At 33.5% G+C, this 23,274-nt stretch carries 26 protein-coding genes; 22 read left to right on the top strand and 4 right to left on the bottom strand.

The genetic code is table 11. The features are described from left to right. Positions 1-51 precede the first annotated feature (51 nt). The 3 genes from AB674_RS08470 to AB674_RS08460 all read right to left on the bottom strand — a co-directional run bounded on the left by AB674_RS08470 (position 52) and on the right by AB674_RS08460 (position 4,154). A complete protein-coding gene (locus AB674_RS08470) occupies positions 52-852 on the bottom strand; it encodes an ABC transporter substrate-binding protein (protein ID WP_047775633.1) in 801 nt (266 codons plus the stop codon). A gap of 185 nt (positions 853-1,037) precedes the next feature. Next, positions 1,038-1,856 (bottom strand): orotidine-5'-phosphate decarboxylase, encoded by an 819-nt coding sequence (gene pyrF / locus AB674_RS08465; protein WP_047775788.1) that lies wholly within the window; start codon positions 1,854-1,856, stop codon positions 1,038-1,040. Between the two features lie 114 nt (positions 1,857-1,970). Further along, a complete protein-coding gene (locus tag AB674_RS08460; RefSeq protein ID WP_047775631.1) occupies positions 1,971-4,154 on the bottom strand; it encodes a DUF5723 family protein in 2,184 nt (727 codons plus the stop codon). A 159-nt stretch (positions 4,155-4,313) separates the two neighbouring features. Here AB674_RS08460 and AB674_RS08455 point away from each other — a divergent pair, with 159 nt between their 5' ends. The 11 genes from AB674_RS08455 to AB674_RS08410 all read left to right on the top strand — a co-directional run bounded on the left by AB674_RS08455 (position 4,314) and on the right by AB674_RS08410 (position 10,739). Next, the gene (locus AB674_RS08455) at positions 4,314-4,787 is read left to right on the top strand and encodes a Dps family protein (RefSeq protein WP_047775629.1); all 474 of its coding nucleotides are present in this window, start codon (positions 4,314-4,316) and stop codon (positions 4,785-4,787) included. Between the two features lie 106 nt (positions 4,788-4,893). Then, positions 4,894-5,079 carry a CsbD family protein gene (locus AB674_RS08450; RefSeq protein WP_047775628.1) on the top strand — a complete coding sequence of 62 codons (186 nt, stop codon included), beginning with the start codon at positions 4,894-4,896 and terminating at the stop codon, positions 5,077-5,079. Positions 5,080-5,241: 162 nt separating this feature from the next. After that, on the top strand, positions 5,242-5,793 hold the full coding sequence (locus tag AB674_RS08445) for a helix-turn-helix domain-containing protein (protein WP_047775626.1): 552 nt from the start codon (positions 5,242-5,244) through the stop codon (positions 5,791-5,793). Between the two features lie 21 nt (positions 5,794-5,814). After that, positions 5,815-6,264, top strand: coding sequence for a response regulator (locus AB674_RS08440; protein WP_047775625.1), 450 nt, complete (start codon positions 5,815-5,817; stop codon positions 6,262-6,264). 9 nt (positions 6,265-6,273) lie between these two features. Beyond that, positions 6,274-8,058: a CHASE3 domain-containing protein gene (locus AB674_RS08435; protein ID WP_047775623.1), complete on the top strand. Its 1,785-nt coding sequence runs from the start codon at positions 6,274-6,276 to the stop codon at positions 8,056-8,058. A 133-nt stretch (positions 8,059-8,191) separates the two neighbouring features. After that, positions 8,192-8,761: a DUF4142 domain-containing protein gene (locus AB674_RS08430; protein ID WP_047775622.1), complete on the top strand. Its 570-nt coding sequence runs from the start codon at positions 8,192-8,194 to the stop codon at positions 8,759-8,761. A 44-nt stretch (positions 8,762-8,805) separates the two neighbouring features. Beyond that, positions 8,806-9,453 (top strand): porin family protein, encoded by a 648-nt coding sequence (locus AB674_RS08425; protein WP_047775620.1) that lies wholly within the window; start codon positions 8,806-8,808, stop codon positions 9,451-9,453. Positions 9,454-9,490: 37 nt separating this feature from the next. After that, positions 9,491-9,643, top strand: a complete 153-nt coding sequence (locus tag AB674_RS22540; protein ID WP_117610295.1) for a lmo0937 family membrane protein — start codon at positions 9,491-9,493, stop codon at positions 9,641-9,643. Positions 9,644-9,679: 36 nt separating this feature from the next. Next, positions 9,680-9,964: a YtxH domain-containing protein gene (locus AB674_RS08420; protein ID WP_047775618.1), complete on the top strand. Its 285-nt coding sequence runs from the start codon at positions 9,680-9,682 to the stop codon at positions 9,962-9,964. Between the two features lie 36 nt (positions 9,965-10,000). Continuing rightward, the gene (locus tag AB674_RS08415) at positions 10,001-10,381 is read left to right on the top strand and encodes a hypothetical protein (RefSeq protein WP_047775616.1); all 381 of its coding nucleotides are present in this window, start codon (positions 10,001-10,003) and stop codon (positions 10,379-10,381) included. A gap of 22 nt (positions 10,382-10,403) precedes the next feature. After that, the gene (locus tag AB674_RS08410; protein ID WP_047775614.1) at positions 10,404-10,739 is read left to right on the top strand and encodes a hypothetical protein; all 336 of its coding nucleotides are present in this window, start codon (positions 10,404-10,406) and stop codon (positions 10,737-10,739) included. A gap of 833 nt (positions 10,740-11,572) precedes the next feature. On the opposite strand, the gene prfA is transcribed toward AB674_RS08410, so the two are convergent. Then, entirely contained in the window at positions 11,573-12,649 is a 1,077-nt protein-coding gene (prfA, locus tag AB674_RS08405) for a peptide chain release factor 1 (RefSeq protein WP_047775612.1), read from the bottom strand. 407 nt (positions 12,650-13,056) lie between these two features. Here prfA and AB674_RS21850 point away from each other — a divergent pair, with 407 nt between their 5' ends. From AB674_RS21850 to AB674_RS08350, 11 genes are all read left to right on the top strand, one after another. Next, positions 13,057-13,887, top strand: coding sequence for a hypothetical protein (locus tag AB674_RS21850; protein WP_053004225.1), 831 nt, complete (start codon positions 13,057-13,059; stop codon positions 13,885-13,887). 318 nt (positions 13,888-14,205) lie between these two features. Continuing rightward, positions 14,206-15,069: a TIR domain-containing protein gene (locus tag AB674_RS21845; RefSeq protein WP_053004224.1), complete on the top strand. Its 864-nt coding sequence runs from the start codon at positions 14,206-14,208 to the stop codon at positions 15,067-15,069. Positions 15,070-15,193: 124 nt separating this feature from the next. Beyond that, a complete protein-coding gene (locus tag AB674_RS08390) occupies positions 15,194-16,288 on the top strand; it encodes a PIN domain-containing protein (protein WP_131701529.1) in 1,095 nt (364 codons plus the stop codon). Positions 16,289-16,438: 150 nt separating this feature from the next. Next, positions 16,439-17,314 (top strand): hypothetical protein, encoded by an 876-nt coding sequence (locus AB674_RS08385; protein ID WP_047775608.1) that lies wholly within the window; start codon positions 16,439-16,441, stop codon positions 17,312-17,314. Between the two features lie 24 nt (positions 17,315-17,338). Continuing rightward, the gene (locus AB674_RS08380) at positions 17,339-18,379 is read left to right on the top strand and encodes a hypothetical protein (protein WP_047775606.1); all 1,041 of its coding nucleotides are present in this window, start codon (positions 17,339-17,341) and stop codon (positions 18,377-18,379) included. A 206-nt stretch (positions 18,380-18,585) separates the two neighbouring features. Further along, on the top strand, positions 18,586-19,020 hold the full coding sequence (locus AB674_RS08375) for a RidA family protein (protein WP_047775605.1): 435 nt from the start codon (positions 18,586-18,588) through the stop codon (positions 19,018-19,020). Positions 19,021-19,330: 310 nt separating this feature from the next. Beyond that, positions 19,331-19,660, top strand: coding sequence for a hypothetical protein (locus tag AB674_RS08370; protein ID WP_047775603.1), 330 nt, complete (start codon positions 19,331-19,333; stop codon positions 19,658-19,660). A 173-nt stretch (positions 19,661-19,833) separates the two neighbouring features. After that, positions 19,834-20,268: a hypothetical protein gene (locus AB674_RS08365; protein WP_047775601.1), complete on the top strand. Its 435-nt coding sequence runs from the start codon at positions 19,834-19,836 to the stop codon at positions 20,266-20,268. 235 nt (positions 20,269-20,503) lie between these two features. After that, complete coding sequence (locus tag AB674_RS08360) at positions 20,504-20,974, top strand: hypothetical protein (protein WP_047775599.1); 471 nt, start codon at positions 20,504-20,506, stop codon at positions 20,972-20,974. A gap of 25 nt (positions 20,975-20,999) precedes the next feature. After that, positions 21,000-21,962, top strand: a complete 963-nt coding sequence (locus AB674_RS08355) for a S41 family peptidase (RefSeq protein ID WP_165579364.1) — start codon at positions 21,000-21,002, stop codon at positions 21,960-21,962. 497 nt (positions 21,963-22,459) lie between these two features. Next, complete coding sequence (locus AB674_RS08350; RefSeq protein ID WP_047775595.1) at positions 22,460-23,257, top strand: DUF5694 domain-containing protein; 798 nt, start codon at positions 22,460-22,462, stop codon at positions 23,255-23,257. The last annotated feature ends 17 nt before the right edge of the window (positions 23,258-23,274 follow it).

Raw genomic sequence — 23,274 nt, 5'->3', positions numbered from 1 at the left:
GAAACTTGAAACTTTAAACCTGAAACTTGAAACTTTTAAGCTTCAAACAGATTAATTCTTCAACCGTTCATGAAGTAACTTAAAGTATGGAAAGGCCTTTAATAATCTGCTACCATGCCACGAAAACATCTCACCGTCAACAAAAACAGTCTTGGCGTGATGAGTAAAACGTCCTATTTCGAAAGCATCTTCTTCTTTGAAAGGATAAGGTTCTGAGGAAAGAAAAACCAAATCGGGATCGCCTTCCAAACGCATTTTTTTGAGTTCGACTTCAGGATAACGTCCTTTGTCTTCGTAGATATTCTGAAAATGATTCAGTTTCAGTAATTCGTTTATATAGGTATCTTTTCCGGCCACCATGTGAGGATTCTTCCAAATAAAATAGGCCGCTTTCTTTACAGGGATGTCCTCAATGTATTTTCTGAAATCGCTCAAGGCGAAAGCCAGTTTGTTATTCCACTTTTGGGCTTCGGTTCGGCAATTAAAAATTTGACCGAAATCTAAAATCATTTGAAAATTGTCTTCCAAAGTAACAATGTTCGTAACCCAAACCGGGCAAATCTCACTTAATTGTGCCACAATTTCCGCCGTATTTTCTTCTTTATTACAAATGATAATATCGGGTTGTAATAGTTTTATTTTCTCGAAATGAATCTTCTTTGTTCCGCCAACTACTTTTTTGGTCGCTTTTAAATGATACGGATGTACACAAAACTTGGTTATCCCAATGATTTTTTCTTCTAAACCTAAATCGTATAATAATTCGGTTTGAGAAGGAACCAACGAAATAATACGTTTTGGAGCCGTTTCAAAGGTGTGTAAAGTTCCTAGCTGGTCGGGGAATTGTTTCAAAGGGGGGAGATTTGTTTTATTTGTTTCAGGTTTCAGGTTTCAGGTTTTCTTAACCGCAAAGGGCGCAAGGGCTACGCAAGGTTCGCAAAGGTTTTTTTATTGCGATCTTTGCTTAAAACTTTGCGAACCTTCCGGTTAAACTCACAAAGCCGATCCGACTGAGACCGAAAACCGAGACTGCAAACTTATTTATTATTAATAATCGATTCCATTTCCTGCTGTACCTTCAAAGCTTCTTCTCTTGCTTTTTCGGCAAAATCAGTTCCTTTTGAGGCGTAGATAATAGCTCTGGCAGAATTTACCAACAGACCGATTTTATCATTCATTCCGTATTTGCATACTTCAGATAAACTACCGCCTTGCGCACCAATTCCGGGAACTAACAAGAAACTATCCGGAACAATTTTTCTGATGTCTGCAAAGTATTCTGCTTTTGTAGCGCCCACCACGTACATTAGGTTTTCGCTATTTTTCCATGTTTTAGACGTTTCCAAAACTTGTTTGTACAACTCTTTTCCATTTGTAGTTAACGTTTGAAAGTCAAAAGCACCTTCATTTGACGTCAAGGCCAACATAATAGTATGTTTGTTTTCAAAAGCCAAAAAGGGCTCAACAGAATCTTTTCCCATATACGGTGCAACGGTCACACTGTCAAAATTTAAATCTTCGAAAAAAGCTTTGGCATACATGCTTGATGTATTTCCGATATCACCGCGTTTTGCATCGGCAATGGTAAAAATATCCGGATAATTGGCATTGATATAATTGATCGTTTTCTGAAGCGAAAGCCATCCTTTGATTCCATAGGCCTCAAAAAAAGCCGTATTGGGTTTATACCCTACCGTTAAATCGTGTGTTGCATCGATTATCGCTTTATTGAATTCGAAAATAGGATCTTCAGTTTCTAATAAATGAGGTGGAATCTTCGTTAAATCAGGATCTAATCCAACGCATAAAAATGATTTTTTCTGAAGAATTTGTTCGTGTAGTTGTTGTGTTGTCATTCTTGTTTTTTTAATCCTTCCAATTCGCAAGAAATAATTCTTTTTTAGAAGTATGCAAAAATAAAAAAAGCCACTCAATTAAGAATGGCTTTTTGGTATTATATTCAATTTGGCTTATAAATTGCCTAAATAAACAATTTCTGTTCTTCTGTTTTCAGCTCTTCCTACTGCGGTTTTATTTGATTTTACCGGTTTTGAAGATCCAAATCCCTGAGAAGTCAAATTAGCAGGATTTACTCCTTTACTAATTAAAAGATCCATAATTGCTTTGGCTCTGGCTTCCGATAATTTTTGATTGGCTTTAGCATTACCAACATTATCCGTATGACCGTTAATTGCAAATTTAGCATTTGGATAATTTTTCAGGATTTCTTTAATCGCGTCTAATCTTCCTGATGTTTCTCCTTTTCTGGCATCATTCAACGTTGCTTTACCTGTTGTAAAAAAGATCGATTTTGCTTCTACTTTTAATTGCTCTAATGTCGCTTTAGAAACTTCCGGACAACCTTTGTTTTCTTTTGGTCCCGCAATCAATGGGCAATTATCTTCATTATCCGGAATACCATCTTTATCCGCATCTAAAACCGGACAGCCTTTGTTTTCAACCAAACCAGGAACATCAACACAAGCATCATCTTTATCTAAAACGCCGTCTTTATCCGTATCTGGCCAAGGACATCCTTTGTTTTCTACAGGACCTGCCACTTTTGGACAAGCATCAACATTGTCTAATAAAGTATCGCCATCTGAATCTTTCCATGGACAACCTTTGTTTTCGATTGGGCCTTTCACATCCGGACAAGCATCATCTTTATCAAAAACGTTATCACCATCAGTATCCGGCCATGGGCAACCATTATTTTCTGCTGGTCCTGCTACTTTTCTACAAGCATCTTCTTTATCGATAACACCGTCTTCGTCTGTATCTTTAAATTTCTTTTGGTAAACCGGAATCTTCATACCCAAATGAAAATCGGCTCCTTTTGATTCTTTAGAAACTAAATTAGTCAACACAGATCCTGAACCAATAAAGAAAGCACCCACGCGAATTCCGGAACCAACCTGCATTCCGCTGTATTCCATCCAGGTAACCGGCATGTAAAAACTAAACCATCTGCTTTCGTAACGAGGAGTTAAGCTTACTCGGTCCGCGATTCCGTAACCGTTTAATTTATTAGCCGAAACCATATTGATATCTCCGTTCAAATTCAAATAGAATTTTCTGTACATATTCCAATCCACATCAGCATGAAGTGCGGTTGGCAAATTTGTTTTTGCTCCTTTTGAAGTTGATGTTTTCGTATAATGTTCGTTTAGAAAATCATATAAATTACTCATATCATCGATCATCTTTTCTGTCACAACACCAGTCACATTATACGTATCCTGTTTTGCGTTTCTATAATCTATAGATCCAATATCTGTAACAGACAATCCAAAGCGAAGTTTGTATTTGTTTAAATCTCTGAAATTATTATCAGCCGGTTTTGCATTACTCAAATCGTATTGCTCATAATCCGGTCTCCATTCGTAAACAAGTCCAAAATCAAAACCGAATCCTCTTGAACCGGAATCAAATTTGTAATCGTCATTGGCTTCAAAATCCTGACTTGCACCAATAGTAATTTCTCCCGTAGATGCCAGAACACCAGCTTGAGGATTAGTTGTATTTTCAACATACGCTACTTTTACATCTTTTCCTTGTACATAACCGTTTACACCACCTTGCAAATACTTAGCTGTTAAACCTCCTTTTAAGAAATGTTGGTTCTTTTGGTATAAAACTGCTGCATACGAAATTCCTAATTCAGCCCATGAGTTTGAAGCTGCATTTAGATTCCCGGCATCGAAGTTAAAATTACCTGACATGTCCAATCCGTCCTTAACCTGATCTACAAGGTATCCGTTAATATTTCTAACATTAGATACTGATCTGGCTCTTGTAAAAACAGCCAAAGTATGCTTCGGAGCGATATTAAACATAAAAGACGGCCCCATAATATCAAAATTGGCAAGGCCACTATTTGAGCCAGAAGGCGTCATTTTTGCTTGTTTATCAAAATCATAACCATCCTTGTAAACATCAAAAAGACGTACCCCGTACAAATCGTTTTGTACCGATCCGCTCACTGAGAATATATTGATATCGGTTTTAAAACGAGAATCAGCTATAGAAGCCGGGTTAAAAAGTACACTTTGTACACCAGCATAATTATCATGAAAATAACCGGAATAAGATTGGGCTTTGACTGTAAAAGAGGCGCTGAAAGTTAATAGAATAAGTATTTGTTTTTTCATTCAAATCGGGGTTTAAGTTAATTCGGCGGCAAAACTACAATAAAGGATTCATTCGGAGGTTACCAAAACATTGAATTCCTGTAACATCTTTGTCAAATTCTATAAAAAATAAAACAGCTCTTTATGCTAAATTTGGAATGAACCGAAAATCAAGCGATTATGATTCCAAATATTGGTATTACCACAAAAAATTTAAAGAAAAGCACGAATATATTAGCCACAATTTTATCTAATGAAATGACATTATATGTAAAAACCAGGAAATTTCACTGGAATATTTCAGGAAACAGCTTCATGGAATTGCATAAATTGTTTGAAGAACAGTATCGAATTTTAGAAAACAACATCGATGAAGTGGCAGAACGCATTAGTCAATTGGGTGAAAAAACAATTGGAACGATGCACGAATTTATCGAAAATTCAACCTTAAAAGAATCTCCCAAAGTATATGCTTCACAGAAACATATGTTACAGGAATTACTCGATAATCACGAACAACTGGTGACCGAATTCAGAGCTTTTATTCCGACTTTCGAAAATGACAATCACGATGTGGGTTCTGCCGATTTTATTACGGGATTATTACAACAACACGAAAAAATGGCCTGGATTCTTCGTCGTTATCAGGTTTAAAATACCATAACTGTGAATAATGTAACATTCCTAAAAATCGATGTAAGAGATAAACGATGATTAATTTGCAATTTTACAATACTATTAATCATTAAAGAAAACTATTATGAATACTACAGAAATAAAAGGAAACTGGAATGAGCTAAAAGGGAAACTGAAACAAAAATTTGCCGAACTGACAGATGATGACTTAATGTATGCTGAGGGAAAAGAAGAAGAAATGTATGGAAAACTTCAGCAAAAATTAGGCAAAACGAAGGAGGAATTTAAGCAAATGTTATCTGATTTATAAACCTTTTTTGGCCCAGAGAGAATACCGTCTGAATTTTAAACTTAGACGGTATTTTTTTCGTTACGACAAACCATAAATTTTCAAGCCCCAAAATCTTAATTAAATCTATAAGCCAACAGTAAGCATGAAAAAAATAATTATCTTTAACCCTATTTTAATCCTATGAAACTATTTATAAAGTTCGATATCAATGCGATTTGTTCCCTTTTTTTACAAGAAAAGCTGGACGAACAAAATATAGACTTTAGCACCCTGGGTTTTGGTGAAATTGAACTTACTAAAATGCTTGATGCAGAAGGACTTGAAAACTTAAAAAATTCACTAAGTCCATATGGGTTTGAAGTTGTTGAGAATCAAAAGAGTGTCTTGGTTCAGAAAATCAAAGATGCGATTATTGAACTGGTTTATGTAGATGATAACAACAACCTGAAAAGTTCTGTTTTTTTGGCGGAGAAATTAAATCATAGTTATGGCTATTTATCGAATGTGTTTTCGGAAGTAACCTATTCTTCGATTGAAAATTTCATCATTATACAAAAAATAGAAAGAGCCAAACAGTTGATGTTAGTCAATGAGATGAGTCTGACCGAAATTGCTTTTTTATTGAATTATTCGAGTGTTGCCCATTTGAGTACACAATTTAAAAACACTACCGGAATTACGCCATCGGCTTTTCAGAGGATTATAAAAAAGAGACGAGAAAATTTACAATAAAATACAAATACCATAAAATAAATGCAAAAAAACGCATTACACATTTTACTCGCTGATGACGATGAAGATGACAGACTTTTTTTTAAGGATGCCTTTGAAGAAGTAAGAGTTCAAACCGATGTAACCTTCGTTCATGATGGTCTTCAATTGATGGAACATTTGAAAACACCGGATATCAAAATACCTGATATTTTATTTCTGGATTTAAATATGCCGAAAAAAACGGGTAAAGAATGTTTGAAGGAAATCAAAAAAACCGAGCATCTTAAAAACATCATTATCGCTATATATTCTACTTCGTCTTCAGAAGAAGACATCGAAGATACCTTTATTGAAGGCGCTAATATTTACATCAAAAAACCAAGTGATTTTAGTACACTGAAAAAAATTATTAATGAAGTCGTTACTTTAAATTGGCACTACCACACCTCTGGTCTTAACCGTGATAATTTTTTGTTACGTCTAAAATAATAACATTCCATGAAATGGCTACCCAAGTTTAATTCTTCAAACTCATTGAGAGTTATTTTTGTAATTGCAGTTTTCATTCTGTTATTTCTTTCCTCTATTGCATACAAACACAACCAGGATCTAAACGAATCCAGTAAGCTGGTTATGCATACGTACGAAATAAACATTCAGCTGGAGCGGTTAATGTCGGCTATAAAAGATGCCGAAACCGGACAGCGCGGTTACATCATAACGCGCAATAATCGCTTCCTGAGCCCCTATCTTTATTCCCGGGACAAGGTAAATACTTCCTTTATTACCTTAAAAAAACTCACAGCAGATAATGCGAGGCAACAACAAAACCTTCGAAAACTATTTAAATTAATTATTCAGCGTTTTACTTCGTTCGAAAATTGTTTTAAATACAGTGATCCAAAAACATACGACAAAAGAAGACTCGACAATTATATGTTCGGAGGCCGAATTCTAATGGAGAACATTCGCTTTCAGGTAGATAAAATGAATGATATTGAAAAAGAGTATCTCCAAAAACGTTTGAAAATTTACGATGAGGAAATTTCTTTGGGGCCTGTTTTTTCGATCTCTTTATTCCTGACCGCTTTAACCTTCATCATACTGGCTTACAGACAAATCAGCCGGGACATACATCGTTTGATGGTCTACAACAAAAAACTCCTGATCTCGTCCCGTTTAATGGCAGAGTCTGAAATAACAGGTAAATTTAGCACCTGGCAATGGGACTTAGACACTCAAAAAATTGATTATTCCGACAATCAATATCGTTTACTGGGCGTTAAACCCAATTCATTTGTTCCCGAAAAAGAGACCTTTTTAGAATATGTCCATCCTGATGACAGAGACGCTATTGCAAATTCTATGGACGGTATTTTGAACAAAAAACAATTGCCGTTTATCTATTATAAAGTTTTACGTGCCGATCATGAAATCAGACATTTTAAATCGACCGGAAAACTACTGACGGATCAACAGGGCGGAAAAATTTTACTTGGAATTAATTTTGACATCACAGACGAGCATTTGCTAAATATAGAACTGCAAGAGCGAAATGACGAATTGGAAAAAAGCAACAAAGAGCTGGCTTCTTTTAACCATGTCGCCAGTCATGATTTGCAGGAACCGCTTCGAAAAATTCAAACGTTTATATCCAGAGTTTCTGATGCCGATAAAGCCGTTTTATCCGACAGCGCTAAAGAATACCTCAATAAAATTGAGGCCTCAGCCAAGAGAATGCGCGTTTTAATCGATGACTTACTATTGTTTTCAAGAACCAATACCACCAAAAAAGAGTTCATTAAAACCAATCTGAATGATATTTTTGAAAATGTCAAATCGGAACTAACAGAAGTTATTGACGAGAAAAAGGCAACGATCACCGTTTCTAAATTGCCTAAGCTATCTGTAATTCCTTACCAGATCGAACAGCTTTTTATTAATTTAATTGGAAATTCACTAAAATACAACCGTCCGGGTATTGCGCCTGAAATTCAGGTTGAAAGTGAAAAAGTAAACTCAGCCGACTATCATAATTTGTTAGATCCGAACGTCAAAAAGTACCACAAAATCACTTTTAAGGATAACGGAATGGGATTTGACCCGCAGTTTAAAGAAACTATTTTTGTGCTCTTTCAACGTTTACACTCCAAAACAGATTATCCCGGAACCGGAATTGGCTTAGCCATCTGTAAGAAAATAGCCGACAACCATAAAGGTTATATTATAGCCGACAGTACTCCCGACGAGGGCTCTTTATTTACTGTTTTTCTACCGGATTAAAACTCAAAAAACCGACCTATAAGACGTTATATAAGCCCATTATGGGAATTATATAACGTTTCTTTTTTATGCTGTAAAATAAAATAATCATTTCGGTGGCATCTTTGTAATGTAATACTTTATGAAGTTCTAAATGAAAGCAAAACCTGACGTAAAAGCATCTATTTTAAGAGTCTTTTTTTTATTGATTATGACCCTGTGCATTTCATCATGCAAAGAAAGTGATTCAATAGAAACGACTTTAAAAAATGAAGTTTTTATTAAAAGTGACAAAGAACATACTGAAGCTTATTTTCTAATTGCGACGGCAAATATTGGTAAGTCTATTATTTCTAAAAGTCAGATTGCCGAACAAAAGAGCTCACAAAGTAGTATCCGGGAAATCAGTAAAAGAATAGAAAGTCATCAGAATCTTTTGTTAGAAGACATAAACAAAATGGCCAATAACAGGCTTGTAATCGTTACCGATATAAACGCCAACAACACGCCAGGTTTACGAGAACTAATTGATAAAAATGACGTTGACTTTGATGAAACTTATCTGAATTCAATTGCAAAATTATTAGAACAGCAAATCAAGTTATTTGAATCCATTTCTAAAGATACAAACGACAGAGTGATTTTAAAATTTGTATTACAGTATCTACCGGAGAATTATCAGTTTTTAAGAGAAACTGCGCAAATCAGAGAACAAATAAACTAAACGCCTTTAATTAATCTATCTACTATTAACTAAATTATTTAACTATGAAAATGCAAACCAATTTTTTACTCGCCTTGACCCTTTTTTTAACAGCCTCATTTGGAATGCTGCACGCTCAGAACAATAATGTGAATACAGAGTTTGGTGTAAAAGGAGGATTCAACATGTCTAACTTATACAGCAACGACGCTGACGATGAGAATATATTGTACGGCTTTAATGCCGGTCTTTATGCAACATTACCCATTTCGGACTTTATCGCTATTCAGCCCGAGATTCTGTTTACCACAAAGGGTTCAAAACTAGACTACAATGACTTTTTCGGAACTGGAAGTGGAAGTGCGAAGTTTAAATTAAGCTATATCGAAGTTCCCTTGTTAGTACGCGTAAATATTACCAAAAATTTTAATGTTCATGCCGGTGGTTATGCTTCCTATCTGGTAAGCTCCAAAGTAAGCGGTGAAGGAGATATTAACTTTAACCAAGACATAGACACCGATGATCTGAACAAATTTGATGCTGGTCTGTCAGCAGGTGTAGGAGTTGATTTCAACCCTCTAAGTGTCGGATTACGTTACAATTATGGTCTTACTACAATTGGTAAAGAACGAACAGTAGCAGGAACAACCTATACTTTTCCTGATGCCAAAAACAGCAATTTGACTTTATACCTTTCGTATAAGTTAAATTAAAAACAATAACTGAATATTAACCCTAAATATAAAAGCCATGTCAAACTTACTATACACAGTAGCATTGATTTTAGTTATTCTTTGGGCCCTTGGATTTTTTGTTTACAGCCTGGGAAGTATTATTCATATTTTATTAGTCATTGCTATTATCGCTATTTTATTGAGGCTTATAAAAGGCCGTGAAGTTTAAAACAACACTAATTAATAATCCAATAAATCAAATATTATGAAAACGAGCACCACAGTTTTAGGAATTTTAGGAGCCGCAGCGGCGGGAGCATTTTTAGGAGTATTATTTGCACCGGATAAAGGATCAAATACAAGAAAAAAAATCTCAGATAAATCGAAAGATTACAAAGATAATTTAAAAAGCAAAGTTGATGATATCATGCACACCATCTCTTCAAACGGTAAAGAAATTATCGAAGAAGGTAAAGCAAGATTCAACGCTGCCAAAGAAGACTTCAACACCATTAAGGAGGAAGCAAAAACCGTAAAAACGAACTACTAGAAAAAGGGAATTTTTCAAACCATAAAACCAAATATAATGGAACCGAATGCAACAACAAACGAGAACCTTAATCTTTATGAAAAGGCTGAAAATTATACCAAAACGAGTTTTGAATTAATCAAACTCAAAACAGTGTCGTCATCTGCAGACGCGCTGTCAACCTTAACATCCAGAATAGCAGTTGGCGCTGTTGTTGCATTCTTTACCTTGTTCCTGAATATTGGACTTAGTTTATGGATTGGGAGCGAACTGGGACAGTATTATTACGGTTTCTTTATCATGGCACTGGTTTATCTGATTGCGGCCATCGTATTGCATAAAATGCAACACAAACTAATCAAGACTCCGATTGGGAATATGATTATTTCCAGTATTTTAAAAGATGAAAATACAGAAATCGATCCTGATTTAAAGTAACGTTAAATCAAAAAAGACTGTTATGGAAACTTATACTATTGATACCTTAAATCAGAGGATTCGACTACTCGAAAACCGACAGGACAGAGAATGGTGTGCCATAAAAGAGGAAATTGATGAAATCAGAGACAATCTGAAACCTCTTAACCTCATTCGGAATACCGTTGAAGAAATCAACGAAACAGTTGGTTTTAAAAGCAATTTAGCACAATCTGCGGTTAGCATCGCCATTGGTTATCTCGCCAAAAAATTCGTAGTCGGAAAAAGTGATTCAAAAATCAAAAATATCTTTGGTACACTCTTACAGTTTGCCGTAACCAATATCGTTTCTAAGCCGCACGAATCATCAAAGGAGTAATTGTCTAACTTAAATCTTATAGTATGGAAAAGTTCAATGAAGTACTTATAAAAAATGGTGTGCAACTCTACTCTAATCTATATAAATGTTTTGAATTTACGAGAGTATTTCTAGGCATCTAACGCACTTTATACGTTTCTTAAACAAACGGTTAATGAGTTAATACCTTCTTTATATATTTTTAAAGATTCTAAGGTACTGAGTTACTAAGAATCTAAGAATCTAAGAAAAAGCTTTCTGTTTTCTCATTTTGAGAAAATGTGAAGGCTTTTTCTTTGTTTTCCCGCGACGTAACCACAATCTTGTCATCCTGACGAAGGAAGGATGTCCGCAAAGCATTGAGGAATAGCAAACAGAAATCCGTGTTCACTTTTTAGCAAAAACAACCACAATCGTTTCCTTTCGACGTAAGGACAAATCACACACGCAAAGAACGCACTGTACGGAATATTGGATGCGATTTCTCTTTACGTCGAAATGAACAAGTGAAACAATACATTTTTCAGATTTTAGGTTACTAGTTTCAGGGTTGTCACAATTCTGTCATTTCAAATGAGAAATCACACAAGGCGCTTCGTTTCTATTTTCCACAATTTTGTCATACTGAGGAACGAAGTATCTTCACAAGTAATTCCGCACAGTAAAGCGCAACGGTATCGATTCAGCAAACAAAGATCCTTCGTTTCTCAGGATGACAAACTGTACGGAGTTTCTTGTGTGATTTCTCGACTTCGCTCGAAAGAACACAAATAACAAAAACAAAGGCCGTTTCACAAAGTGAAACAGCCTTTTCTATAAATCTTAGCATCTCAGTAACTCAGAACCTCAGCCCCTTAGAAAACCTCCGAAGCTTCCTTCAATTTCTCCATATTATTCACCAATTGCAGCTCAGCCACAATTTTCTGAATATCACCATTCATTATATTTCCTAAATCGTATAAAGTCAATCCAACTCTGTGATCCGTTACACGACCTTGTGCGTAGTTGTAAGTACGAATCTTAGCCGAACGGTCACCAGAACTTACCTGAGAAGTACGTTTTGTAGCATCCTCAGCCTCTTTCTTAGCCAATTCTTGTTCGTATAAACGAGAACGTAAAACCGTTAACGCTTTGTCTTTATTTTTATGTTGCGATTTCTGATCCTGACATTGCGCCACCAATCCGGTTGGAATGTGCGTTAAACGTACCGCAGATTTCGTAGTATTTACAGACTGTCCACCAGGTCCAGACGAACAGAAGAAATCTACACGAACATCGTTCATATCAATCTGTACATCAAACTCTTCCGCTTCCGGTAAAACCATAACGGTAGCTGCCGAGGTATGCACACGACCCTGAGTTTCCGTCTGAGGAACACGTTGTACACGGTGTACACCAGCTTCAAACTTCAAAGTTCCGTAAACATCTTCACCCGTAACCTCAAAAATAACCTCTTTAAAACCACCAGAAGTTCCTTCGTTCATATCTACAACCGAAGTTCTCCAACCTTGATTTTCACAGTATTTTGTATACATTCTGAACAAATCCCCTGCAAAGATACTCGCCTCATCTCCACCCGTACCAGCACGAATCTCAACCATCACGTTTTTAGCATCTTCAGGATCTTTAGGAATCAACATAAATTTAATTTCTTCCTCAAGTTCAGGCAGTCTTTCTTTTGCTTCATCCAATTGCATCTTGGCCATTTCGGTCATATCTGCATCACTTCCATCAGCAATAATTTCGTTTGCCTCTTCTATATTAGCCATCAACAGCACATATTCATCACGCTTTTCAGCCAATGCTTTCAAGTTTTTGTACTCTTGATTCAATTGCACATAACGTTTCTGATCCGAAATAACATCCGGCTGGATAATCAAATCCGAAATCTCGTCAAAACGTTGTTTTACTATTTGAAGTCTATCTAACATTTTATAATCCCTTTTATTTGGAGTGCAAAATTACGAAATTTTTGTTTATAGTTGTATGTTTCATGTTTCAAGTTTTTTAGAAGCCTATTCTCACTTAACATTAGGAGACTTATATTCTTTTTCAGGAGCTATTTCCTGCTATCCGCTGTATCTTTTTAGGCAGCAATTTTATGGTTGAATTAGACGATTTTGACTGCCTAAAAAGGATGCCGCTACTATCAGGGCTAGGGCAATTGTTTTCAGAAAAACTTCTATACTTTCCTATAAAACTCAGAACAAGAGGACATTATTTTAACAAAAAAGAATAAAAAGCAAACTTTATTCTGTCCGTATTTTCTGTATCAATTTATATATTTGATTCTTACCAAAAACCTGTTTTTTAATTATTTTTTCTAACGCTACTACTAATGAAAGAACTTACTAAAATCGGTCGTCTGTTTTATGGCATCGGCATTGTTGCTCTGGGTATACATCAAATTATTATCAAAGATTTTCGTTCCGAAATTTTATCTCCGTTTCCGGAATGGGCACATCACTATAACATCTTCCCTATTCTTACCGGAATAGCCTTAATACTGACAGGAATTATCATTTCAGGATTATTTAAAATCAAATTTGTTGACACCAAAAAAACGTGTCTCTATTTAGGATTTTGTTTTCTTGCCCTCCTACTAATTTCTCATCTTCCGTATATATTCATACTCAGTCCTAAAGTTTCAGGACCACAAATTTTGATTAGCGCCTTCGAAGAACTAGCCTATAGCGGTGGTGCGTTTGTCATGGCAGGCTCTTTTCCAACGAACGGTTCTAATAAAAACCAAACAAGCTCCTTTACCTCATTTTTAGAAAAACTAATCCCCTGCGGACGGATTTTTTATTCCCTTCTTATCCTATTATTTGGATGCAGTCATTTTCTTTTTGCTGACTTTATCGCTACCATGATCCCTAAATGGTTACCGGCACCAATGTTTTGGACTTATTTTACAGGTCTTGCTCTTATCTGTTCCGCCATTTCAATTATTTTCAAAATAGCGATCAGACCAATTGCCTTTCTTCTTGCAATTATGCTATTTCTTTTCTTCCTCCTCTTCCATGTACCTTATGCCATTGTAAATCCCTCAATAGAAGGCGGAAATGAAATTGTACGTGCTATTATTGCGTTGCTATTTTGTGGTATTGCGTTGGTGATTGCGGAGACGAATGGTTCTAAAAAGGCTGTTTTAGTTGAAGCAATATAAACTGAACTTATCACTGATTTGTGTGATTTATGGTTTTTCTACGAAGTTTTTCTATCTCGGTTATCATCGGGACTAGTATTTTTTGCCAGTCTTTTTTTTGCAAAATCAGGTATTTATACGTGGTGATTGGTTTGAATTTAAAGTCGATGTTTGTTTTTAGATTAAGATTTATGTATAAGTCAATTGTTATAAATGATTTTACATAAAACTTCAAAAAATAAAAATTTAATTTTTTCAAAGATAGCACTCCAATTTAGTAGTGATAAGTATGATATCTTAGGACTTATACACAAGTTAGCTATAATTTAAAAGAAACACATGACAAAAAGAAATACGACAAACCTAAATGAAAACAACTTGCCGACTGCTTTGGTTGTAGGACGAGAATATTTTAAAGAAGAATTAAACAAAAGAATTGTTCTTGGTGAAGAAATATATAATAGACAAATTCAAACAAATAGACAATTTGAACAGGCTCAACAAGATTACAATGATTGGAATGATTTTAATACAGAACTTCTTAAACAATCTTTCAATAAACCAAATAGTGAATACAAGCAAAGGTATGATTATCTAAATGAAAAATTTATTTATGTTTCCCAAACTCCAGCAGAAGAATTGAAAGAATTCTATGAAAATGTAAAAAACAAAGTAAGTAACTTAAAACAATTAGTCGCTAAATTATCATTAATAAAAACTGAAATCAATGAACCAGTTATTTCTAAAGGCACTTCAATAAATAGCAATAAAGTATTTATTGTACATGGCCATAATAATGAGGTTAAAGTTAATGTAGCAAGAACAATTGAAAAATTAGGCTTAGAAGCCGTAATTCTACATGAACAAGCAAATTCAGGGAAAACAATCATAGAAAAATTTGAAGAACATGCGGACGTAGCATTTGCAATTGTCTTATTAACCGATGATGACTTAGGGAAAAATAAAAAAGAAGATAACTTAAACAATAGAGCAAGACAAAACGTAATACTTGAATTAGGATATTTTATTGGCAAACTCACAAGGAATAAAGTTTGTCCTCTTTATGCTCCAGGAGTTGAATTACCAAGTGATCTACTTGGACTACTTTATCTTGAACTTGATGCGGAAGAAAGTTGGAAATTTAAGTTAGCAAAAGAACTAAAAGCCTCTGGACTTGAGTTTGACGTAAATAAAATATTGTAAATCTAAGATTAAATAACATTAGGCAAGTAAATTGTATACTATTAAAATCAGATTTCGAAATATCTGAACTTAGATAAACTGCGCCTAACAGACGTTGCCGCGTAGTTCTAAAAAAATAAAAGCTATGAAAGTCGTATTGGATTCAAATATACTAATTGCAGATTTTAATTTACAAACACCAAACTTTGCAGTACTTTTTGAAAGTTCAAGAAATAATAGAATTGATTTATTTATTCCACAGGTTGTGCTTGACGAAGTTTTAAATAAATATGAGCAACAAATTTCAAAAATGTATTCAGAAATTAGTATTCAACTTAGAAAATATAATAAACTCACTTCAAATTCTTTCGAAAATCCAATACAGTCTGATTCGATTCAAAATGCAGTTAATACATATAAAGATAAAATAAATAGTCTTTTTGAAGAAAATGCTATTACTATTTTACCATATCCTGATGTTGACCACGCAATATTAGCTCGAAAAGCAATGCTGAACAAAAAACCTTTTAACTCTAATGAGAAAGGTTATAGAGATAATCTAATATGGGAAAATATCAAAAAAATTATAACTGATGAGAATCCAGATGCAATAGTTAGTCCAGAACTTGTCTTTATAACGGGTAATTATAAAGACTTTTCAGGAAAAAGTAATGAACTCCATGAAGAATTATTAGAAGAACTCATACATGAAAACAAATCTGAAGATATCGTTTTGTATGAAAGCTTAGGAGAATTCAATGAAAAGGTTTCAAAGCTTTATTATCAAGAAGTATTCAAATTTAAAGAACGATTGGAAAATCAGGATTTTTGGGACTTTGACTTAAAAAGTGATATAGAAACATTTTTGTTTGAGGATTTTGTTGGTTCAGAATTACATAACTATAGGCATTTTGTGCCGTATGCAAACGATTCTCCTACTGTTGAAGCAATAAATGAAGAATTTGAACTTAACATAACTTCAGTAAAGCAAATTTCATCAACAGAATTTTTAATAGATGTTGATTTTGATTTAAGAACTCAGTTGAATTATTTCATTGATAAACATGATTATTGGAGTTCAGAAAATGATGATTATAGTGTTATTGATTTAGATTGGAATGACCATGTAGTTTTTGTTGAATCTGAAGTTCTAATACCAATTTCGATAAGCTTAATAATTGATGCTGAATTAAATTGTAAAAGTATTGAAATTAATAAGATTGACGATGATTTCGAATAAAAGAACTATACACAACATCCGTTACACGAAATTTGTTTTTTAGGCTTAATTTAAAGATCATTTTGTACTTGGGAAATTGTACCCCTTTAATCACAAACCTCGTGTAGCGTCACAACATTAGCATAATTTTAGGACTAAACAAACAACACAATGACATACAACTCTACTTGTGAAATAAAAAAAGACTTCCAAATTGATAGTGACGATCTGGAAATAATAAGAGAAGGCGTAAATGCAATACGGATTGACACACATCCAGATAAAACGAATGGCGAATTCCCAAGCGAAATTATCAAGGAACAATACTACAAAGCAAATAACGCAATCGAATATCTAGATAGCATTAAAAACAATCAGTCTCTTGTTATTGTTGAGAAAATGACTGACTTAATGAAAGTCATAACTGATCTAATTCCAATAAATAAACAAAATTCTCTTGAACAAAATCTCGACTCAAAAATTTCTTTCGCGATTTCTACATTTCAGTCAAAAATGTTCTTGCCTAAAATTTCGCTCACTGTAATTACAGCGATTGTTACATTTTTATTTCTATTTCCAGCACAAATTAAAGACAACCCAACACTATCGCACTTTATAAATCCCACAAGTTTATACTTTGTATCAGTATGGTTTTGTCTTTTGTTTTATTCAGGAATATTTTGGATGATGGCATTCAATAATGAAGAAAAGTCAAAAAAAAAATTAATGCTATTAAAAGTAGACTCCGTACAAAATCAAGTTTTTGAAAATTTTATTGCAAGACATTTAACTGATAATAAATTTATAAAAGACGAGTTAACACATTTTATTTACGAAAGCAGTATTGAAAATCGTTTAGGAGAACTAGATAGTTCAGAAGGATTGAGTTCAATAACAACTAGATTTTTTGGTTCGGAAATGATTACTATGGAAATTGCACAAAATATTGCAGAATTAATAATTTCAAGAGGAGAAAAAAACAAAGTGATTGAGAAACTTGCGATTAACGCTCTAAGCGATATTTATGAAATTAAAAACTACCGCTAACAGCCAACTTAAAAACCGAACAATATGGAAAATCTTTTATACTACCCTTATATCAATATGCCTAAAACTAATTGGACAGTGCGATCATTATTGTATTATGACCAAATTGGTTCAATAGTACCAATGGATTATTTCTACGACCCTAATAAATATGATCCATTTATGAGAGAACTCGTTCAAAAGGAACTTGTTATACCAATTAGTCCAATGGAACAGTTTAAAAAACCTTGGCAAATTTGTAAACAATTTACAGATTACATGAATACAGAGGAATTTAATCTCAAACAGAGAAAAAAGAGCTTTAAAAAAAAAGGTGGACAGAAAATATTTGAGTCAAAGTTTCAAGGAATCAGAATTCATACAAATAAATTTGACCACGAATTGCTTTATCAAATCGAACAAGCTGGTTTAGCAATTCGTGAGGACAATCACGAATGGTTTTGGGTTGAAAAGAAAACCGCTGGAGAACTTATGATGTTTTTAGCTTCTGTACTTGGAAAAAAAATAGATTTTTTACCCGCAACAGACCAAAAAATAAAAAGCAATCCCTTTTTTCTAACTAAGAAGCGTTTAGAAAAAACAAAAGAGAAGAGAGAAATAATTTTAGAAAGTCTTATACCGTTCCCAGAAGAAATCGACTTAACAAAACTTATTAAATTTAAAGAACAAAATTCGGAACTGCTTAAGCGCTTTAAAAATAGTGTAGAACTTATTGCTTTAAATTCAGACATCGAAGTTGGAAGCGATTTATTCAGAGAAAAGATTAAAGAATTAGAATTTGGCAAAGATGAGATTTCAATAAAGATGAATGAAAATAAAATGGGTAAAATATTTTTCGGTACCTTCTGCGGAATAAGCGGAGCAGTAATAGGTTTAGCCGCAGCTGGTACAACTGGTGCAATAATTGGTGGTTTACCATCATTTGCAAACGCAATTTATTCTGCTCTACAAATCGAACAAATAAAAGATGTTGACAACAATAAAGGTATGAAGTACATTGCTCTCGTTGACAAAGAAATAAGAAAGCCAACCACTCCCCTCATTCTGCGGAATGTTTCGCTTTAAATTTCGAATTAATCTGCGATATTCCGACTTCGCACACACTGCTATATTCCGCTACAGCTTTTTTCGCTCATTGGAACGGGTACGATGTCAGGAGACTTCGTACAGCAGAAGGTATTATCTTTTAGCAAAATAAAATACGCATTGCATCCTTTGATAATTAACAGAATAAAACCTTAAAACAAACTTCAATTAAAAACCAAACCATTATGAAATATTTCCTTTTACTATCTTTTCTATTAATTTTCACCAAAAACTTTGCACAAGAAGCTAAAATAAAAAAGGAAAAATGGCATTGGAACAATGAGGCAAAACAAGATACCGATATTGGTTATACTCAAGTTTTAAAAGTTGACAATGTTCTTTATATTTCCGGTGCTGTAACAACCGAATTAACTCCTGAAGGAATCACAGCTGTCTATAATGATTTAAAAGCATCCCTATCGAGTTATGGTGCCACATTTGAAAATGTTGTAAAAGAAAATTTATATACAACAGATATAGAGACAATGAAAAAATACAATAACGTTAGAAAAAAATTCTATAATGGTGACTTTCCTGCTGCTACATGGGTTCAAATAGTACAATTATACGTACCAAATGCAAAATTAGAAGTTGAATTGATTGCACATCTACCAAAATAATTTGATTCAATTGGGATTTCTGGGAACAGATAGGTTTCGCAAAATTCAGATTGAATACGAACTTATTTTCTTTCCTCATAAATGTCCTCAGCTTTGTTTTCTACTTGTAAAACTTACTTTGTCAGTGCGCTATTGCTTGGGTATGCATAGTGGGGGAAATTCATTTTGAAGAATATAAAACAGAAACTAATTTGGTCTAATATCGAAAACCGGACACTCTTTCTAAACAATAACTATAGAAAAATAAAAGTGGAGTTCAGAAACCACATAAATAAACGAGAATTAACTAAAGATTGTAAAAATTAAAATTATGGAAACAAAAATGGAAACACCTAAAAAAACAAGTAAAGCGAAAACAATCATTTCAGCAATAATTTTTATCGGAGTTATATGGTATTTTTTTGGAGGCGGAATGGATAAACAAGTTGCTAAAGATATGCAAAAAATAGAGAATCAAGTTGCTTTGGATGCTGAACAACAATATGAAATAGCAAAAAATGGAGGTGATAAAATGCAAACTTATGTACAAGCAAGTTTGGTTGCTGCAGCATATTTACAAGCAAAAGATGAAGTCAATTATAATAAATGGAAAGCTATAGAAAAAGAAGACGCTAAAAATGCGGGAATACCAACTGAATAAAACCAGTCAGCTGTGCGAAGTCTCCTGACTTCGCACACACTGCTATATTACACTACACCTTTTTTCGCTGATTGGAAGGGGTACGAAGTCGGGAGACTTCGCACAGCAGCGTTAAATAGCTTTATTAGTGTAACTATTCGTAAAAGGTACTTTTTAAAATCAAGATAAAAAATATGAAAAAACTTATTGGACTTTACGGAACTTCAAATGTCGGAAAATCTCAAACAATCAAATTGGTTTATAAAAAACTTCATGAAAAATTTCAAGGCTTTATCTTTCATGAAGACTTTGAACAAATAACCCACGAAAACGGAGATATTTCAGTTATCGTAAAAATAAATGGCAAAATAATTGGAATTGAAAGTCAAGGCGACCCAAATTCAAGAATATTTTTCTCACTACCAATATTTGCAAAATTAAAATGCGATATTATTTTATGCGCAACAAGAACAAGAGGCGGAACAGTTATTGAAGTTGAAAAACTAAATAATGAATATGAAATAATATGGATCAAGAAAAATTGGGAGCAAGAAAAAGCAAAACATGAAATTGAAAATGAGAAAATTGCAACTGACATTTTAAAAATAATTACAGAACAATTAAAATAAAAACTAATACCTGCACCAGCTTCTCAAAATGTTCTTTAAATATTGCAATCGCTATTCAAAGTCTCCTGACTTCGCACACACTGCTATATTCGGCTACAACTTTTTTGCTTATTGGAGCGGGTAAGAAATCGAGAAACTTCAGACCGCAGAGTAAAACTTATAATTTTGTATTCAACTGAAAAATAAATCTTAATTTAGCTTAACCCTACTAAGCAGCAAAACATCATGTGATACTATGAAAAAAACAGTAACCCTTATATTGGTCTTTATAATTTCGCAATATAAAATTACTGCTCAAAGTACTACCAAAACTCATGAATCATCAAATAATGAGGTACTCACAAGATGTTTTGAAGATATACCGGAAAACAAATACTTAGATTCTATTGGTTCATCACTTGCTAAAAAAAAGAAATTTTGTTATTTATGGACTTGCTTAACCCAATTATCAGAAGAAAATCCACAGCTTAATAAAGCAATTTACAATCGAATAAAAGATATCGCTGAAAAATTATACGCTGAAAATAAAGCCGTAATTATCACCGATAATTGCGAAAATTCTATCGAAGAAAAAAACGTTAATGGAAAACTTATTCAAATTATAAATACGGGGATTTGTCCGGGATGTATCAGATTCAAAGAATTCGAAAAAGGAATAGATCTATTCAATAATGAAATTAAATATTTATTTGGAATATCAAAATAACACTAAAAGAATAACCAAAAACCAAATGAAAAGAGTAACACTATTAAGCCTATTAGTTTTATTAACATTCACCACTAAAACTTTCTCCCAATCAAAACCGGATTCTTATTTAGAAAAAGCAATTGCTATAATGGAACAAAACTCGGTCAACAAAAAGAAAATAGATTGGGCAAAAATAAGAACTGAGGCCAAGCTTGAAAATAACAAATCGAATTCAATACAAGACACGTATCCAATTATTAAGAATATTTTGAATGAATTGGGTGACCAGCATTCGGGCTTTTATGAACCTCAAGTGGTGGAATTCTATTTAAAAAGATACAAGGACAGCGGTTTGCCTTTTCCTTATGCAAAAGACAGTATAATAAACGAAAAATATGCCTACATCACCATTCCTGCTATTGGAAATCTAAACCAGGAAGATTGGGAAGAATATGTGAGTTCTTTTTACAAAAAAATTAAAAAACTCGAAAAGATAAATCCAAAAGCCTGGATAATTGATGTAAGAGAAAATGATGGAGGAATGTTTTCGCCCATGTTTAAATCCATTTATCCTTTTTTAGACGCTGTAAATGTGGTGGGTTCAATAGATAATTCGGGAGAAATTGGCTACTATAGTAACACCAATTCGAACATCTATTTTAATAAAACTGTAATTGCGACCTTTCAAACACCGGATATAAAAATCAAAAAAAAGAACAAACCTATTTACATTTTAACGAGTAAAAAAACAGCGAGTTCGGGAGAATTTATTGTTGCCAGTTTCAAAGGACAAAAAAACGTAAAAATAATTGGCTGCAATACACAAGGATTAACTTCCGATAACTCAGAATTCAGACTTACCGATAATGCAATTTTAAAAATAACAACAGGTATTCTAATGGATCGAAACAAAACAGAATATCGTGAAATTGGAAAAGGAATTGCTCCGGATATTCAAGTTGAAACAACGGATTTAAAAAATTACATCGAAAAAATTACTAAATAATAATACTCGTGTTCCGCTCGTGAATACAGTTTAAATAAAGGCTAACATTAAAAAAAGTCACGAGCGGGGCACAATAGCTCAACGTCATTAAATTAAGGATTATCAAAAAAGTCTCATGCAGATTTTAGCGGGATAGAATAAAAAAAATCCGCAAAATCCGCAGAATCTGCATGAAAAAATTTTAAAACTTAATGACAGTACGTAAGATCTAGCCGGAAGAAATCTTATTGACTCACTTTACACAATACCATAGAAGAAATATGTTCGCAAAAATCCAAATGTTGAATATTTTTCAAACAGAATAAATTTAGAAGAAAAATATCTAGTAAAAAACAGTCCCTAACAGCCATTACAACTCAGCTGTGTTTTGTACTTGTAAAATTTGTGCATAATAGAAAAAACTCGCATCTTTGATTCCAAACCTCGTCTAGCGTCAGAACGTTAGCGGCTATTAATACCTCAACAACCAAAAAAACAACCAAAACAGAATAAAATCTATGAAACTATTACCGTTAATTTTTGCTTTAAATTTTGGACTTATCACATTCGGACAAACTCAGAAAACAAAAATTTTATTAATTGGAACTATCCATTTTGAAACCCCACATAAAGATAGTTTTGAACTAAAAGTAGACGATTTTTTTAATGCTAAGCGACAAAATGAATTAGAAGACCTAACAAATGTTCTATCTCAGACAAAAGCGACTAAAGTGATGATCGAAAGACCATTTGAAAATCAACGTTCCAGCGACAGTTTGTATCATTTATATTTAACCGATCATTATAAACTTACCGTTTCAGAAAGAGAACAAATTGGCTTTAGGTTAGCAAAAAAATTAAAACTAAATCAAGTAAACTGTATAGACAAATTTTATGGGTTACACGATAGCTTAATGGCTGCGACCGCAAAAGAAAATAATCAACTTTATATACTAAAAGATTTAGGGACCCAGGCAAATGCAATGCTAAACGATTATAATAATAAAGTAAAAAAAAGCACCATAACCGAAGTCATAAAATACGTAAATAAACCCGAAGAGTTAAAAAGAAATTTATCCATTTATCTAAAGTTTTTAGCAAAAATTGGTGGAGGTAAAAATTATGCAGGAGCACAATATGTATCAGAATGGTATTTAAGAAATCTTGCTATTTATTCAAATATTATAAATCAAGTTGAAACCTCGGACAAATATGTTATTTTAATTTTTGGACAAGGACACATTCCAATAATAAAACACTTTTTAGAAAACAATGATAACTTTGATGTTGTGGAACTTAAGGACGTATTAAAATAAAGTCGCGAAAAGCCCTT

The sequence above is a fragment of the Flavobacterium sp. ABG genome, from assembly GCF_001027725.1.
Classification (GTDB): domain Bacteria; phylum Bacteroidota; class Bacteroidia; order Flavobacteriales; family Flavobacteriaceae; genus Flavobacterium; species Flavobacterium cupriresistens.
The sequence above is the reverse complement of the archived record's forward strand: the minus strand, read 5'-3'. Positions and strand labels throughout refer to the sequence as shown.

What these genes read in the sequence shown, in the direction of transcription:
- pyrF (WP_047775788.1), bottom strand. Translation starts at nt 1,856, where the DNA reads ATGACAACACAACAACTACACGAACAAATTCTTCAGAAAAAATCATTT.
- AB674_RS08460 (WP_047775631.1), bottom strand. Translation starts at nt 4,154, where the DNA reads ATGAAAAAACAAATACTTATTCTATTAACTTTCAGCGCCTCTTTTACA.
- AB674_RS08455 (WP_047775629.1), top strand. Translation starts at nt 4,314, where the DNA reads ATGATTCCAAATATTGGTATTACCACAAAAAATTTAAAGAAAAGCACG.
- AB674_RS08450 (WP_047775628.1), top strand. Translation starts at nt 4,894, where the DNA reads ATGAATACTACAGAAATAAAAGGAAACTGGAATGAGCTAAAAGGGAAA.
- AB674_RS08445 (WP_047775626.1), top strand. Translation starts at nt 5,242, where the DNA reads ATGAAACTATTTATAAAGTTCGATATCAATGCGATTTGTTCCCTTTTT.
- AB674_RS08440 (WP_047775625.1), top strand. Translation starts at nt 5,815, where the DNA reads ATGCAAAAAAACGCATTACACATTTTACTCGCTGATGACGATGAAGAT.
- AB674_RS08435 (WP_047775623.1), top strand. Translation starts at nt 6,274, where the DNA reads ATGAAATGGCTACCCAAGTTTAATTCTTCAAACTCATTGAGAGTTATT.
- AB674_RS08430 (WP_047775622.1), top strand. Translation starts at nt 8,192, where the DNA reads ATGAAAGCAAAACCTGACGTAAAAGCATCTATTTTAAGAGTCTTTTTT.
- AB674_RS08425 (WP_047775620.1), top strand. Translation starts at nt 8,806, where the DNA reads ATGAAAATGCAAACCAATTTTTTACTCGCCTTGACCCTTTTTTTAACA.
- AB674_RS22540 (WP_117610295.1), top strand. Translation starts at nt 9,491, where the DNA reads ATGTCAAACTTACTATACACAGTAGCATTGATTTTAGTTATTCTTTGG.
- AB674_RS08420 (WP_047775618.1), top strand. Translation starts at nt 9,680, where the DNA reads ATGAAAACGAGCACCACAGTTTTAGGAATTTTAGGAGCCGCAGCGGCG.
- AB674_RS08415 (WP_047775616.1), top strand. Translation starts at nt 10,001, where the DNA reads ATGGAACCGAATGCAACAACAAACGAGAACCTTAATCTTTATGAAAAG.
- AB674_RS08410 (WP_047775614.1), top strand. Translation starts at nt 10,404, where the DNA reads ATGGAAACTTATACTATTGATACCTTAAATCAGAGGATTCGACTACTC.
- prfA (WP_047775612.1), bottom strand. Translation starts at nt 12,649, where the DNA reads ATGTTAGATAGACTTCAAATAGTAAAACAACGTTTTGACGAGATTTCG.
- AB674_RS21850 (WP_053004225.1), top strand. Translation starts at nt 13,057, where the DNA reads ATGAAAGAACTTACTAAAATCGGTCGTCTGTTTTATGGCATCGGCATT.
- AB674_RS21845 (WP_053004224.1), top strand. Translation starts at nt 14,206, where the DNA reads ATGACAAAAAGAAATACGACAAACCTAAATGAAAACAACTTGCCGACT.
- AB674_RS08390 (WP_131701529.1), top strand. Translation starts at nt 15,194, where the DNA reads ATGAAAGTCGTATTGGATTCAAATATACTAATTGCAGATTTTAATTTA.
- AB674_RS08385 (WP_047775608.1), top strand. Translation starts at nt 16,439, where the DNA reads ATGACATACAACTCTACTTGTGAAATAAAAAAAGACTTCCAAATTGAT.
- AB674_RS08380 (WP_047775606.1), top strand. Translation starts at nt 17,339, where the DNA reads ATGGAAAATCTTTTATACTACCCTTATATCAATATGCCTAAAACTAAT.
- AB674_RS08375 (WP_047775605.1), top strand. Translation starts at nt 18,586, where the DNA reads ATGAAATATTTCCTTTTACTATCTTTTCTATTAATTTTCACCAAAAAC.
- AB674_RS08370 (WP_047775603.1), top strand. Translation starts at nt 19,331, where the DNA reads ATGGAAACAAAAATGGAAACACCTAAAAAAACAAGTAAAGCGAAAACA.
- AB674_RS08365 (WP_047775601.1), top strand. Translation starts at nt 19,834, where the DNA reads ATGAAAAAACTTATTGGACTTTACGGAACTTCAAATGTCGGAAAATCT.
- AB674_RS08360 (WP_047775599.1), top strand. Translation starts at nt 20,504, where the DNA reads ATGAAAAAAACAGTAACCCTTATATTGGTCTTTATAATTTCGCAATAT.
- AB674_RS08355 (WP_165579364.1), top strand. Translation starts at nt 21,000, where the DNA reads ATGAAAAGAGTAACACTATTAAGCCTATTAGTTTTATTAACATTCACC.
- AB674_RS08350 (WP_047775595.1), top strand. Translation starts at nt 22,460, where the DNA reads ATGAAACTATTACCGTTAATTTTTGCTTTAAATTTTGGACTTATCACA.